This is a genomic window from Zunongwangia mangrovi (assembly GCF_900112105.1).
Lineage (GTDB): Bacteria > Bacteroidota > Bacteroidia > Flavobacteriales > Flavobacteriaceae > Zunongwangia > Zunongwangia mangrovi.
On sequence record NZ_FOKV01000001.1, the window covers coordinates 122,862 to 138,531 of the forward strand.

Consider the following 15,670-nt stretch of genomic DNA (forward strand, 5'->3'; position numbering starts at 1 on the left):
AATTGTTCAAATAGGCCGGCATTAATTTCCAAAATTATATCTTAAAGTGATCCCAGATCTAATTGTTGTTTGAGGAAATGCCGTAGAGACTGCATATTCAGAGAACGTATGCTCATAGTAGAATAATGCCGTTAGGTTTCTCGTGATCGCGTAATCTGTCACAAAATTGATCGACCAGATATCCTGCCCGGCGATTACCTGATTATTGGATAGATCAAGATATCTAACGATAGTTTTATTTCTTCTGTAAGAAACATCGGCCTTAAAGTTAAGATCACTGCTTAGCACTCTACGACGCCCGCCCAAAGCGGTAACTATTTTCATGTCCTTTAGACGATATCCCATCCCTAAAGTGTATTGATTACCGCTAATTTCAGTAAGAATGTTATTATCGAAACTAAGTGACAACTGCCTATCTTTTTCTAATCTTCCTAAAAACTGAATATTATTAGTAGTTTCCAGATCTACCTGAAGCAATGGCGTAAATAATTCAGACAACACGATATTCGAGAATAAAGTCGGATTTTTATAATCCCCAGCCTGATTAGTTTCAAAAGGATTCTCAGCATTATAATCTAAATTAGTTTGAAACTGATTGATCGTATAATTAGACTGATAACCATGAGAAAGTGAGATTCTTCTAAAATTACGCTTAAAAAACTCCAATCTCATCAAACCAGTATATTTTATATTCCAGTTTGGCAGTGGAACATCTCTAAATGCTCCAAGTTTCACATTATCTACAGAAGTACCAGAGTAGGCTGCAAGGAAAGCTGGTAACAACACAGCTTGATTTGTTCTTCCCAGACCTACAGGATAACCCGTTTCGTCTACATTATTAGGATCTAGACCACGTTCTGCCGCTAACTTCCTGGCTACTTCGATTCGATTAGCTCTAAATTGATCGAAAGTTTCTGAAGACTGCTCGTTACTCTGGTTAAATGCTGTTTTAATTAAAATCGTTGAGATATTGAAATTCCCAAACGTATAAGGCGTTAGAGATTGATATTGCAAACTTTGAGGATCTACCTGAAAGTTTTCAGAATAAGTTTCAGAATATAGTTTTCTCCCGGTAATATCTATCGTTAGATCTGGCAATAGATCTATAGAACCTTGTAAACTTAACTCTTCATTCTCGTTAGTAGTAAATTGCTGATTAAAATTTTGATACAAAGTTAACCAACCTCGTCTTGCTGCTTCGTATCTAATTTCGTCCTGCATCCCAAAAGTAAATCCTGCGGAAGGTTTCAATGTTCCCATAAAACCGATACTTCTAGTATAACCCGGCAAAAATGTTCCTTGCGTATTTCGATAATTTACCTGAAGCCTTTTTACCGCAGTCACTATATCTACAACCGTATTTAAAGCTTTATTTCCTGAAGCCGAACTTCTTTTACGCACCGGCTTTTCCTGAGTTTCTTCTCCTGAAGGCTGTAAAGTTGGAACTCCCATGCTTCTTTCTGCAATAGAAGTACCTCGCTTATTTTCTTTCTTTCTAAGCCCCACATAATTGTACAGCTTTTGAAGATCCATATTCGCTGTTAATTGATGCGAATTAGAATTCTGTACAGAATTACCAATATTAGGAACACCTTCAAGGTTTTGATAAATTCTAGAACCGCGTTGCCACTGGAAGTCTCCTGTGTAAGAATAAGAAGCCTTTAAAAATTCAAAAACTGGTAATTTATTCAGCGGTAATTCATAATTCACCTGCAGGCTTTGATAATGATAGTTTGGTTCCCCAACATTAAAATAGTCGTCAAAAACACCAATTTCGTCATTAGCATTACCATCCTCGTCGATATAGTTTCGAATTATGCGATTATTCGATGCATTAAAACTAAAATTTAAAGCATTAGTTAGATTGTAATTGATACCATACTCCCAATCGAACAAGAAGTTTCTTTGGTATAGCGTAGGAATACCTATATCATTATCACTTAACTCTAAAGATCTAAATTGCTGCTCGGTATACTGTCTAAAATAGTTGGCACTTGCATTTATATTAGAAGGCAATAAATTAAGATTGAAGTCTTTGATCAAAGAAAAATACTGACTACTATCTAAAGCGGTAATATTTTTAAAAGGCTCTACTTTTTTAGGTGCAAAATTGAATTCGTAAGTAGCACCCGTTCTCACATTTTGGTCTAAAGATTCCTCGATCTCAAAATCACGATAATCTACCTGGTTGTAAGAACCTGAAAACGCAAAATTCTCTACATCATAAGGTTGTGGTTTCGATTCGCCTGTTCGTTCTTTCCTAAGACCTATAAGATTTATACTTTCTCGTTTTGTGTAAGTTTGCGATTGTTTTTTAACACGATCTCTCTCCTGTGGATCGGTAATCGAAGCCAAACGTGTATCCAGTTCAATATCTAAGAATTCCTGATCATACTTTGGAGTAATCACCTCTTCACCACGACTATAATTCACCGGAACTTTAATTCCCCATTTTTCTGGAAGTAATTGTCCCATATTAATATTGGTCACAAAATCATACTGTTCTGCATCTTCCCTACTACGCTGATTTGGCCCTTGATCTAATGTTCCAAAACCAACTGTACTTTTTCTACCGGTTGCAGAAAAGGTAGCAAAATCGGCCAAATTCGTATCAATATTTAAAACTCCGGCCCAACCACCTTCGTTATCAAGATCTGAAAGTCGAAGTTCATTAAACCAAACTTCACCACAAACATCTTGCAAACCAGCGCGAGGAGTTCCATTTTTTACCCCAAGCATAATAAGGCGTATATTCCCAAAACTAGGATTTCCCTTAACCCCTAGTCTTAATCTTCCCGGTTCATAATCATCTTCAGGGTTTCGTGGTTCTAAATTTTCATCAAAGAAATTTAAACGTGTCGTATTGTATGAAGGATCTCCTAAAACTGTTGTTTTTACCTGCTGAAGTAATTCTAAAGGTAAATTTAAACGGTTAAGTTCTGGCCAGATATCTGTAGGACTTACGCTACCTGCCGCAGTAATCGAAAGCGGAATTTCTATTTGATAAAAGTTCTCTGTAAAATCTGTTCCTATTCTTACAAAAGCAACCATTTCACCATCATCAGGATCGGCCTGCCCCTGGAAACCTTCAGCATGCAAGAACATTTCAAGATTTTTATACTGGCGCATATCGACTTGAAAGTTCTTATAAACCGCACGAGCGTCCTGTGGCTCTAAACCGCAAACACGCATAGCAAGTGATTGCTCGTTTTGTCTAATATTGGTGTTATTTTGATATAATTCTTCTCGTATCACTCCCGGAGGCAACACGTAAGGAATGGGCTCTCGATTTTCATTTTCTTCGATATTTACCGCTGTAACTTCAAAAAGCGCATCAGAACTTTCAGGTAAGTTACTCTCTTCATCCAAATTGCCATTATAACGACGATAATCACCACGTACCAATTCCATAGTTCCAAACCTCAACAGTGTTGGATTTTGAAATTCAGTAAGAAACATTCTCATAAAACGGATAGAGCGATAATCTGCAATTCCGCCAATAGCTTCAGTAGGTTCAAAGATCGGCACTTTAAACTGCACCCAACGTACACGCTGTGTTTGCCCATTTCTAAGTGTAACATTCAATTCCTTAGTATCTGAAACATACTCGTTATTCTCACTATTCATCCCATCAAAAAATGGAACTTCATATTGAAAATAACTATTTATCGTGTTCATGGTGTTGTCACGATTCACATCTTCTGTAGTAGGCAGCGTGGTATTACCACGATTATTATCACCAGAATTGTCTGGTGAATTCCCGTCTACACCATTGTAATTTCTATAGCGTTCTCTTATTCCGCCATCCGCGCTTAGAAAGTATTCATAATTATCTGCAGATGGATCTGGAAGATTACCAAACTGAGGAAATTTTTGCGCTTCTTCAGCATCTCCTAAACCATCATAACCCACATCCTGATTTAATCTCGCTTCACCTTCTGAACTAAAAGCATAAACTAAAGATTGATCTGAAGGTACTTTCCCAAATGCGGTCTCGGTTGTATTTAGATCTGAGCCATCTTCAGGCAATCCATTTTCATATTGCTTTCTACCATCTTTTAGTACATCTTCACTAATATTCCCTAAGTTGAAGACAATTTTTCCGTCGTTATTTATATTATCTGGATCATCCTGATAAATAAATGGATCCATTACCCAAAACTGAATATACTCAACATTAGACTGTTCAAAATTGGTAGTATTTATTCCGCGCATCATTCCTCCAAAATTATCGGTAGGATTTGGTAACGTATTACTTCCTGCTGCGGCAGAATTGTAATTATAAGGCCCTCGTTCTTCAGGATAATAAGCAACATCCATAGTGTAGATCACCTGCGCCTGTCCCTGGATCACATCTGTATTTGGGAAAATTTCGTCTACTGTAACTCGTCGTGTTGCGTAACTACTAAGATCTGAATCTGTAATACCATCTGGACGGCTATTACTATAAAACACAGGATCGATAGTATACCAGGCCAGTTTTGCTCTTCGATCGCCTACACTTAAGTCACCATTTGCTCGCTCTCCTCCAAAACCAATAGGCACACTGGAAAGTTCCCAGCTAAGCGGAGTACTAATATCTATAGAGGTTTGTGCCGATTCAAAATCGTCGATATAAGAAGTTGCTTTTCCGTCAAAATCATTTACTGCAGGAGCACCCGGGATTAAGTACGCAAACTCCCCACGTACCGAAACATTCGATTTCACATCAGTATCGATATTGGGTAATTTATTGACTAATCTTGTTAAAAAAGGAACCTCTTTTGTGTAATTAAAATTTAGCCCCAAAATAGTATTGTTTATAGGCTCGTAACTATAATTTGCTTTTTGAGTAAGTGGACGCTCTCTAAGGTTTAAGAACGTACCGGCAAGAATAAAGTCTTCATTGAACTGATGTTCTACATTTATTCCTGTAAATCTTTTAGATTGCTGACCAAACAAAGCATTACTCTCTGTATTTACCTGAATTGGAGTATCGGAAGCTAAAAGTGCTTCATCCAGAATCTGTACTCTGCCCAGATCGTAATTCACTACATAATCTACACCTTCCTGAAGCGTTCTTCCGCCAGCGGTAACCGTTACCGATCCCTGCGGAACATTATAACCAATTGGAATTCCTTCGAAATTCGACGATTTATAGCGCCCTTTTAACTGAAATTTATTTTTATCGGCATCTTCCTGCTCAGCCTGAGTTTTTGTAGTTCGATACAACGATCTAAATACATATTTTTCCTGATTGCCATTCCAAGTTGAAGGCTCAGAATAGATCTCCTGATTATTATTTGGTGTATTATCTAGTTTATCGAATAGGTATTCTCCAAAAGGTTCTACAGAAGTAAAAATCACCAAACCGTTTTGAACATCGATCGTAAATCCTGGAACAAAATCAAAGAAACCATCCCCACCATTTATAGGATCGTTATTGGTGTTCAAATTATCAAGGTTAAAAACACGCAAAAGCGGAGTTTCCTGAACATCTTCTGGTAAAGGAACAGCCGAATTTTCTGCCTGCTGAATATAATTTAAAGGCTGCGGATCTGTATACAAAAGATTCAATCTAAAATCATTAGGATCTAGATCGTATGCTCCAAGACTATAGATATTTTTCATCATTAGATCCCAAACAGGCTCGTTTACATTAGTGATGGTACTTTTAAGCATTTTCACCACTAGATTCTGACTCACCCTAGCATCTGTTTGTCCTTCCTGCTGCTGGGATTCATCTCCTGTGGCATTAACCCCATCATTTGCAAATTCCCCTACCTGGTAAACCTGCCCATTTACCGTATATTGAAAAGCAACGGCCAAAACCTCATCATTACTCAAGCGTTGATTAAGCGTGATATAACCAAGATCCTGATTTAATCTATATTCATTTGGACTAAGCTGGCGTGCATTTTCAAGTTTTGCGTAATCTATTCCTTCTGTAACCGGTACGTTTCCGAAACCACTTTCTACTGTAGAAATATCCCGAATTGCAGGAGTTAAGATCGACTCGCCATTGCCGTTAATTCCAAAAGGGTTAAAATCGTTGTTTTCGTTATCTGGAAATGCACCTGAAGCCTGATTAAAGAAACCTGGAGGCACATTTTCCAATCCAATATTTCCGTCAACCGGACTTTCCCCAATATCCTGCACTGCAACGATATTTCTGGTATCGGTAAGATTCTGTACGTTGTTTGTTCGATTCGTGATCCAAACCTGGATTCGTTTGATCTGTATACCACTTCTTACAAATGGATAATCGGCAATAAATTCGTTATAGTTATCTCTAAAATAATGCGCTAAAAAGAAGTGACGATCCTGGTCGTAATCCAGGGCAAATTTCTCATATTCTTCAACGGCCGCACCACCTTCAACATTAACCGTTCTACGTTCTGAATTTTGTTCTGAAAAAACTCCGGTAATTCTTGTTTTCCCAAACTGAAGCTGAGTCTTAAATCCAAAAAGACTTTGCGCTCCCTGGATCAAAGTATTATTCAGCGGCATATTTACATTACCTACTTCGATTTTCTGGATAATATCATCTTCGCTTGGTGTATATTCAAGTTTTAATTGATTCTGAAAATCAAAAGTCGATTCGGTATCATAATTGGCCGTAATCCCTAATCGTGTTCCTACCTGACCCAGTAGCGATAACTGAATTCGCTGGTCGAAATCGAAGGTGAAATTAGACCTGTTTCTGGGCGAATAAGCAGGATTATCCTGTTTGGTATATAAAATCCCAAGATCCATAGCGACCGAACCTTGCGGAGAAATATCGATATTTGTTCCTCCAAAAATACTTTGAAAGAAGTCTGAGTTCACATAAAAATCTGGCAATAGATCTTGCTGTAAAGCATCTGCATCATCAGATCTACCTGAAAGCGCCTGATTCTTCAGCCTAAAATAGCGCTGCATTTCTTCTTTGATCACCAGTTCTTCATATTCTTCAGGAGAAAGCACCAAGGGAAGACCAATATTAGTTTCTCCCAGGCTTTTTTTATAAAAGTAGAGATCTAATGCAGGATCATATTCGTACTTAGATTGTATCGACCCGGGATCGGGCATAACAATACTACCAAACGTAGAAGTTTGTGTTGTATCCTGCTGCGTTTCTTCTTCCTCTTCTTCCTGTGCAGATAAATTAAAAGAAATTAAAAGCAACAGCACTATTGATGAAGGAAAACGCACCGATGTTAACAACCTCAGGTAATTGTTTCTCAATGTAACTACAAGTTTTTTAGCGCCAATTTAATTAGAGTCTCCACCGTAGGATCTTCATTTTCTTTGATAAGCTTATTAAGCACCTTTTCTGATTGCTTACGAGCATACCCCAGAGTCTCTAAAGCAGATAACGCTTCTTCTTTATTAGTATTGTTTTGTTCTACAAAAACCTCGTCTATACCAAAGATTTTAACAATCTTATCTTTTAGGTCTAAAATAACCCTTTGCGCTGTTTTTGCTCCTATTCCCTTTATACTTTGTATAGTTGCAACGTCTCCAGATGCAATCGCATCTCTAATTTGCGCAGGTTCTAAAGAAGAAAGCATGGTTCTTGCCGTACTTGCCCCTATACCACTTACGGAAATAAGCAGCCTAAAGATTTCTCTTTCTGATTTTTCTTTAAATCCAAAAAGCGTATGAGAATCTTCTTTCACCTGTAAATGGGTAAATAAAAAGATATTCTCTTCGTCTTTTAAGTTTGAAAAAGTATTAAGCGAAATGTGGACAAAATAACCAACTCCATTACAATCTACTACAACATTGGTAGGATTCTTCTCTACCAGTTTGCCCTTTAAGTGATGAATCATACGTTAACCGAAAGTTAAAGCCCAAATGTACTAAAATAAAATAAGGGGGAAAACGTATGTCCTCCCCCTTAATCAATGTGTATGTTAAATTTATTTTTGATAGAAATGCCTTCATTCTATCAAAAAAACTCCGCTTACTTTTTGGCCTTTGCGGCTTTTTCTTTTTCCTGAGCATCTACAACAGCAACTGCAGCCATGTTTACCATTTCTTCTACACTTGCACCAAGCTGAAGAATATGCACCGGTTTATTCATCCCCATCATGATGGGCCCAATAGAATCGGCTTCGTTAAGCTCTTTTATAAGTTTATAAGCACTATTTGCTGAATCTAAATTTGGATAGATCAAAGTGTTTACCTTTTTACCAGCCAATTTAGAAAACGGAAATTTATTCTGAAGCATTTCTTTATTTAATGCGAAGTCTGACTGAAGTTCACCGTCTACCAATAAATCTGGATGATAACGATGTAAATAAGAAACGGCATCTTTAACTTTTCTGGCTTCAGGATGATTAGAAGATCCAAAGTTCGCGTAAGAAAGCATTGCCATTACCGGCTCTAAACCAAATAACTTCACAACACCCGCAGTTAATTGCGCAATCTTAGCAAGATCTTTTGCTGAAGGATCGATATTTATCGAAGTATCACTTATAAATATTGGCCCTCTACTGGTGTTCATTACATTGGTAGCGGCAACTCTTGAAATTCCTTTGGCCATTCCAATTAACTGAAGCATTGGTTTCACCACCGTTGGATAAGCTCTGGAATATCCCGAAAGTAAGGCATCTGCATCACCTTCGTTTACCATCATCGCCGCAAAATAATTACGCTCACGCATTAATCGTTGCGCATCATAAAGCGTAACTCCTTTTCTATTTCTAGAATCAAAATAAGCTTCAGCATACTTTTGAAGTTTTTCCCGTTCTTCATCAGATTTTGGATCGATAATTTCTACATCTGCATCAAAATCGATCTCATTCATTAATTCTTTGATTACTTCTCTTCGACCTAGTAAAATAGGAATCCCGATACCTTCATCAAAAACGATTTGCGCAGCTTTCAGCACATCTAAATGATCTGCTTCAGCAAAAATTACACGCTTCGGATTATTTTTAGCACGTTGCATTAACAAACGAGTGATCTTATTGTCACTTCCCATTCGTTCTAACAACTCGTCTTCATATTTCTGCCAATCTGCAATTTCAGTTCTGGCAACACCGCTTTCCATTGCTGCTTTTGCTACCGCAGGCGGCACTTTAGCAATAAGTCTTGGATCAAATGGCTTCGGTATGATATATTCTGAACCAAAATTAAGCCGAGTTTCCCCATAAGCAATATTCACTTGTTCTGGCACTGGTTCTTTAGCAAGTTCAGCTAAAGCTTTAACAGCAGCCATTTTCATTTCCTCGTTAATCTTTGTTGCTCTAACATCTAAAGCCCCACGGAAGATAAATGGGAAACCAAGCACATTATTTACCTGGTTAGGATGATCACTACGTCCTGTTGCCATGATTACATCTTTACGAGTATCCATAGCTAGTTGATAATCGATTTCTGGATTAGGATTTGCCATCGCAAAAACGATAGGACGTTTCGCCATGCTTTTAAGCATTTTTGGAGAAACGATATCTGCGATAGAAAGACCAATAAACACATCGGCATCTTTCATTGCATCTTCCAAAGTATTTAGATCACGATCTGTAGCAAACTCTAATTTTTCTTCAGATAGATTTGGACGATCTTTTCTAATCACACCTTTACTATCTAGCATTACAATATTTTCAGCCTTTGCGCCAAAAGCCTTGTAAAGTTTTGTACAGGAAACGGCTGCAGCACCGGCTCCACTCACCACAATCTTCACCTTACTCATTTTCTTTTTAGCAAGTTCTGTTGCGTTTAGTAAGGCAGCGGCAGAAATAATTGCGGTACCGTGCTGGTCGTCGTGCATTACAGGAATATCCAACTCTTCTTTTAATCTTCTTTCGATCTCAAAAGCTTCAGGAGCTTTGATATCTTCAAGGTTGATCCCACCAAAAGTTGGAGCTATATTTTTAACAGTTTCGATAAAAGCATCTACATTTTTCGTATCTACTTCAATATCAAAAACATCGATATCTGCAAAGATTTTAAAAAGCAAACCTTTACCTTCCATCACAGGTTTAGAAGCTTCTGGCCCAATATCGCCAAGTCCTAAAACCGCCGTACCATTACTAATTACAGCTACTAAATTCCCTTTAGTAGTGTATTTATAAGCATTTTCTTTATCTTTTTCTATCTCAAGACATGGCTCTGCCACACCAGGTGAGTACGCCAAAGAAAGATCTCTTTGCGACGAATACTTTTTAGTTGGTACGATTTGAATTTTTCCAGGCTTTGGCTTGGCATGATATACCAACGCCTCGCGCCTTTTTCTAGAATTGTTGCTCATAACTTTTGGTTTTAGCTAATACAAAGTTAGTAAGGTAGATTACAATTACTACCTAAATATTTTAAAATAATGATAAGATTTTAGCCTGTTTTTAATCAAATTTAGGTTTTAACACCCAAACTAATGAAAACTCGGAAGTTCCATCTAAACAGCATTTTAAGAATGTGGACTTAAGATCTATAAATCGCTCTAGGAATCGAGAAAATTGATATTCCGTTTCAAACCTTCAAACTTGGTTCTTTTTACGGCCGATTTTCGAAAGATTTCGTTAAAGGTCTCTTTGGTGATTTCTTGCCAATCTTTTTTATCGAATTTCAACAAATCTGGATGAGGATCGAATAGTGGTTCACTATGGGATTTAGAAAATCGATTCCAGGGACACACATCCTGGCAAACATCGCAGCCAAACATCCAATCGTCAAAGGTATTTTTAAAACTATTAGGCAGCTCATCCTTAAGTTCTATGGTAAAATACGAAATACACTTACTTCCATCTACCTTATAAGGTTCTACAATGGCATTCGTTGGGCAAGCATCAATACAGGCAGTACACGTACCGCAATGATCTGTAACCGGAGTATCATATTCTAATTCAAGATCGACGATCAACTCGGCTATAAAGAAAAAAGAGCCTGCTTTTTTAGATAAAAGATTAGAATTCTTACCTATCCATCCCAAGCCACTTTTCGCAGCCCAGGCTTTATCTAAAACCGGAGCCGAATCTACAAAAGCTCGTCCTTCTACTTCCCCGATCTCATTTTGTATAAATTGAAGCAAAGATTTCAGCTTGTCTTTAATCACAAAGTGATAATCTTTTCCGTAGGCATATTTACTGATTTTGTAAGATTCTGGGTTTTGAAATTCATTGGGATAATAATTCAGCAATAAAGAGATCACACTTTTAGAGCCCTCTACCAGTTTTGTAGGATCTAAGCGCTTATCGAAATGATTTTCCATGTAATACATTTGTCCATTTCGATTTTTATTAAGCCATTCTTCCAATCTTGGTGCTTCCTCTTCTAAAAACTCTGCTTTACTCATTCCGCAGGACATAAAACCAAGGCGTTTTGCCTCCTCTTTGATAAGATTGGTATTTTTTGCCTTGTTTTCTATCGCCATTAAGCTCTTTTCTGAAATTCTACAAAAGCATTTTTAGGTTTCAGGGTAATAAGCGGCAATATTTCTATCTCCTCTTTTACCGGTAAGATCTTATAATTTAAAACAAGTTCTGAAACCGCCAAAATCATCTCGTACATCGCAAAATTACTTCCAATACATTTTCTTGGACCTGCACCAAATGGGAAATAAGCTTCAGGATTTTTATTTGAAGTAAATCGATCTGGATTAAACTCTAAGGGGTTCTCCCAATGTTTTTCGCTTCGATGAATCTCATAAAATGAAAATAAAAGGTTCGAGTTTTTATCGAATTTCAAACCATTAAACTCATCTTCTTCCAAATTTACCCGATCCATAAAATACGCCGGCGGGTATAAGCGCATACTTTCCAAAATCACATTTTGGGTATATGTACATTGTTGAAGAAAATCCATTAACGAATTTGTATTGTCTGAAGCAGGTTTTACTTCAGCAAAAATTTTATCCTGAATTTGTGGATTTTGAGCTAATAATTGCGTGGTAAAACTTAAAGAATTAGAAGTGGTCTCGTGCCCGGCGACAAAAAGAATTAGAATTTCGTCGATTAACTGCTCTTCACTCATTGGTTGCCCATCTTCGTAACGTGCATCCAGTAACATATCGAGTAAATCATCATAGCGCTTTGGATTTTGCTTTCGTTTATTAACGATATTCCTTAAAATTTGCCTTGATTCTTCGCTAAGCTTAAGATGATGTTTTAGTTTCCCACTAATATTAAACCACAAGTGTTTATATGGTTGTCGCAATTCTTTAACCAGCATTTTTTGATTAGCTTCGGTTACAAATTGAAGCCGATTTATCTCTTCCTGGCTTGCCGCACTGCTAAACAAAGATTTTACGACCGTTTGAAAAGCCAGATCGTTAAAAACAGGATAGACATCAATGGTTTTATCTGGGCGAATCTTTAAATATTCAACTCGAATAGCTTCTAAAACCGTATTGAGTAGATTGGCGATATGCTTTTTATGAAACGCGGGTTGGATAAGCTTTCGTTGTTTCTGCCAATGTTCACCATTGGAAGTTAGCAGACCATTACCTACATATTTTACCAGATCTTTGGTCTGAATTTCAGATTTTATATAATTCTTCTGATTTTTCTGAAGTACATATTTGGCAAATTCGGCATCTCTACAAAAGATCACTGATTTTTTTGGACCAATATTTAACCTGAAAATATCGCCATGTTTCGAAAAATTCTCACGATGAAATGGCAGCGGATTTTTTACAATCTGAGCAGCATTTTTAAAAAAAATTAAGGTTGAAACCTGTGGAATTTCTTTCTTCATAAATCAAAATCATCAAAAATTATACAGAATTTCTTCGAAGCTATTTCTAGTTATTCTGAATTTAGAACAAGCCTCCCTGCGTCGCACCACGGGATTTCCCAAGGTGTTTATAAGCTGCTTCAGTCACTTCTCTTCCTCTTGGCGTACGATAAATAAATCCCTGTTGAATTAAAAAGGGCTCGTAAACTTCTTCAATTGTTTCTGCACTTTCACTTACCGCTGTCGCCAAAGTGGTAATTCCTACCGGGCCACCTTTAAATTTTTCGATGATAGTTTCCAGGATCCTATTATCCATTTCATCTAAACCATGTGCATCAACATTTAAAGCCTTAAGTCCATATTTGGCAATATTGATATCAATTTTCCCGTCACCCTTAATCTGAGCAAAATCACGCACTCTTCGTAAAAGCGCATTGGCGATACGAGGCGTCCCACGGCTACGGCCGGCAATTTCTATCGCAGCTTCCATACTAATAGGCACATTTAAAATTTGTGCACTACGTTGTACAATATCAGAAAGTAACTCGGTTGAATAATATTGCAGTCTGCTTGAAATACCAAATCGTGCTCTCATAGGCGCGGTAAGCAAACCAGAACGTGTTGTAGCACCAATAAGTGTAAACGGACTCAAATTTAATTGAACCGTACGAGCATTAGGTCCAGATTCGATCATAATATCGATACGATAATCTTCCATTGCAGAATATAAATATTCCTCTACGATTGGGCTTAATCGATGAATCTCATCAATAAAAAGAATATCACGTTCGTCCAGATTGGTTAAAAGCCCAGCGAGATCACCAGGTTTATCCAAAACAGGCCCTGAAGTCACTTTTAAGCCAACCCCTAGTTCATTTGCCAAAATATGCGCCAAGGTAGTTTTCCCCAATCCAGGAGGGCCATGTAAAAGCGTATGATCTAGAGCATCGCTTCTTAGGTTTGCAGCCGCAACAAACACTTTAAGATTATCTAAAACCTGCTCCTGCCCGGCAAAATCATCAAAACTTAGCGGTCTTAAAGCTCTTTCAATATCAAATTCTTCCGAAGAAAAATTTTCGCCAGTGGCATCCAGGTTTTCATTCATAGCAGATAAATTAATTTCAACCTAAGTATAGGCAAAACAAAGATAAAATAAAAAAGCCTCTTCAATAAAGAAAAGGCTTTTGTGTATTTTTAAGATAGATTTTTTCTAGTGATGCAAATCTTCTTCATTTTCCTGCATTGGAATATTCTGAGGAACATAATCCTGCCCTGTTATCACATATTCACCATCACTATTGGTTTTACTGTAATCGTAAGCCCAACGGTATACTACAGGAAGCTCACCTGGCCAGTTACCATGAATGTGCTCTACAGGAGTTGTCCACTCTAGCGTATTCGATTTCCAAGGGTTCATCGTGGCTTTCTTACCATAGAACATTGAGCTAAAGAAGTTGTAGATAAATACTAATTGCACAAGTGCCGTAATAATAGCACAAACAGTTACAATAACATTAATATCTGCAAGATCATCAAAGTAAGGGAATGCAGTATTTGTATAATAACGTCTTGGAAGACCAGCCATACCTAAGAAATGCATTGGGAAGAAAACACCATATGCCCCAACAGCCGTTACCCAGAAATGGATATAACCAAGATTTTTATTCATCATTCGTCCAAACATCTTAGGGAACCAATGGTAAACACCAGCAAAAAGACCATATAAAGCTGAAATACCCATTACCAAGTGGAAGTGAGCCACGACGAAATATGTATCATGAACGTTAATATCTAATGTAGAATCCCCAAGAATAATACCGGTTAAACCACCAGTAATAAATGTAGATACTAATCCTATAGAGAAAAGCATCCCTGGGTTCATTTGAAGGTTACCTTTCCACAAAGTTGTTATATAGTTGAAGGCTTTTACCGCTGAAGGTATCGCAATCAATAAAGTTGTAAATGTAAATACAGATCCTAAGAATGGGTTCATTCCCGATACGAACATGTGGTGACCCCATACAATTGTTGAAAGGAAACCAATAGCCAGGATAGAGGCGATCATTGCACGGTATCCAAAGATAGGCTTACGAGAGTTTGTAGCTACAACCTCTGAAGTAATACCAAGCGCTGGAAGAATTACAATATACACCTCTGGGTGACCTAAGAACCAGAATAAATGTTCGAATAGTACTGGTGAACCACCATGATGACTTAATACTTCCCCGTCTAGGAAAATATCACTTAAGAAGAAAGAAGTACCAAAACTTCTATCCATAATAAGTAATAAAGCCGCAGATAATAATACTGGGAAAGAAACTAAACCAAGAATAGCTGTTACAAAGAACGCCCAAATGGTTAGCGGAAGTCTTGTCATAGACATTCCTTTAGTTCTTAAGTTAATAACAGTAACAATATAGTTTATACCACCTAGTAGCTGAGAAGCAATAAATAATGCCATAGAAACTAACCATAATGTCATTCCCATTCCTGAACCACCAATAGCCTGTGGAAGTGCACTTAAAGGAGGATAGATTGTCCAACCTGAAGATGCAGGCCCAGCTTCTACGAATAAAGAACAAAGCATGATCACACAAGCTAAAAAGAATAACCAGTATGATAGCATGTTCATAAAACCTGAAGCCATATCACGCGCACCAATTTGCAACGGAATAAGAAGGTTACTAAACGTACCACTTAAACCAGCCGTAAGCACAAAGAATACCATAATGGTACCGTGAATGGTTACTAAAGCAAGATAAATATTTGGTGTCATAACACCTTCTGGTGCCCACTTACCTAATAAAGCTTCGAAAATAGCGAAAGACTGCTCTGGCCATGCTAATTGAATTCTAAACAAGATAGACATACCAATACCAACAATCCCCATTAATAAACCTGTAATAAGGAACTGTTTAGCTACCATTTTATGATCGAAGCTAAAAATATACTTCGATATAAAGGTTTGCTTATGATGATGTCCGTGATCTTCGTGGTGATCGTGAGCTGGTGCGTTTACTACTGCTGACAT

The 15,670-nt window shown here is 37.5% G+C and carries 7 protein-coding genes; all 7 read right to left on the reverse strand.

The features are described 5' to 3' along the window. Positions 1 to 21: 21 nt before the first annotated feature. The 7 genes from sov to BM201_RS00525 all read right to left on the reverse strand — a co-directional run bounded on the left by sov (position 22) and on the right by BM201_RS00525 (position 15,670). Entirely contained in the window at positions 22 to 7,206 is a 7,185-nt protein-coding gene (sov, locus tag BM201_RS00495; protein ID WP_245758541.1) for a T9SS outer membrane translocon Sov/SprA, read from the reverse strand. A gap of 5 nt (positions 7,207 to 7,211) precedes the next feature. Then, a complete protein-coding gene (ruvA, locus tag BM201_RS00500) occupies positions 7,212 to 7,793 on the reverse strand; it encodes a Holliday junction branch migration protein RuvA (RefSeq protein WP_084842501.1) in 582 nt (193 codons plus the stop codon). A gap of 134 nt (positions 7,794 to 7,927) precedes the next feature. Continuing rightward, entirely contained in the window at positions 7,928 to 10,219 is a 2,292-nt protein-coding gene (locus BM201_RS00505; protein WP_092539445.1) for an NADP-dependent malic enzyme, read from the reverse strand. 189 nt (positions 10,220 to 10,408) lie between these two features. Further along, entirely contained in the window at positions 10,409 to 11,338 is a 930-nt protein-coding gene (queG, locus tag BM201_RS00510; RefSeq protein ID WP_092539446.1) for a tRNA epoxyqueuosine(34) reductase QueG, read from the reverse strand. After that, positions 11,338 to 12,660, reverse strand: coding sequence for a cytochrome P450 (locus BM201_RS00515; RefSeq protein WP_092539447.1), 1,323 nt, complete (start codon positions 12,658 to 12,660; stop codon positions 11,338 to 11,340). Before BM201_RS00515 ends, queG begins: the two co-directional genes overlap by 1 nt. A 61-nt stretch (positions 12,661 to 12,721) precedes the next feature. Further along, positions 12,722 to 13,744: a Holliday junction branch migration DNA helicase RuvB gene (ruvB, locus tag BM201_RS00520; protein WP_084842497.1), complete on the reverse strand. Its 1,023-nt coding sequence runs from the start codon at positions 13,742 to 13,744 to the stop codon at positions 12,722 to 12,724. A 105-nt stretch (positions 13,745 to 13,849) separates the two neighbouring features. Continuing rightward, the gene (locus BM201_RS00525; RefSeq protein ID WP_092539448.1) at positions 13,850 to 15,670 is read right to left on the reverse strand and encodes a cytochrome c oxidase subunit I; all 1,821 of its coding nucleotides are present in this window, start codon (positions 15,668 to 15,670) and stop codon (positions 13,850 to 13,852) included.

Bases quoted from the DNA above. Each gene is read 5' to 3' on its own strand.
- ruvA (WP_084842501.1), bottom strand. From the start codon at position 7,793: ATGATTCATCACTTAAAGGGCAAACTGGTAGAGAAGAATCCTACCAAT.
- BM201_RS00505 (WP_092539445.1), bottom strand. From the start codon at position 10,219: ATGAGCAACAATTCTAGAAAAAGGCGCGAGGCGTTGGTATATCATGCC.
- queG (WP_092539446.1), bottom strand. From the start codon at position 11,338: ATGGCGATAGAAAACAAGGCAAAAAATACCAATCTTATCAAAGAGGAG.
- BM201_RS00515 (WP_092539447.1), bottom strand. From the start codon at position 12,660: ATGAAGAAAGAAATTCCACAGGTTTCAACCTTAATTTTTTTTAAAAAT.
- ruvB (WP_084842497.1), bottom strand. From the start codon at position 13,744: ATGAATGAAAACCTGGATGCCACTGGCGAAAATTTTTCTTCGGAAGAA.
- BM201_RS00525 (WP_092539448.1), bottom strand. From the start codon at position 15,670: ATGTCAGCAGTAGTAAACGCACCAGCTCACGATCACCACGAAGATCAC.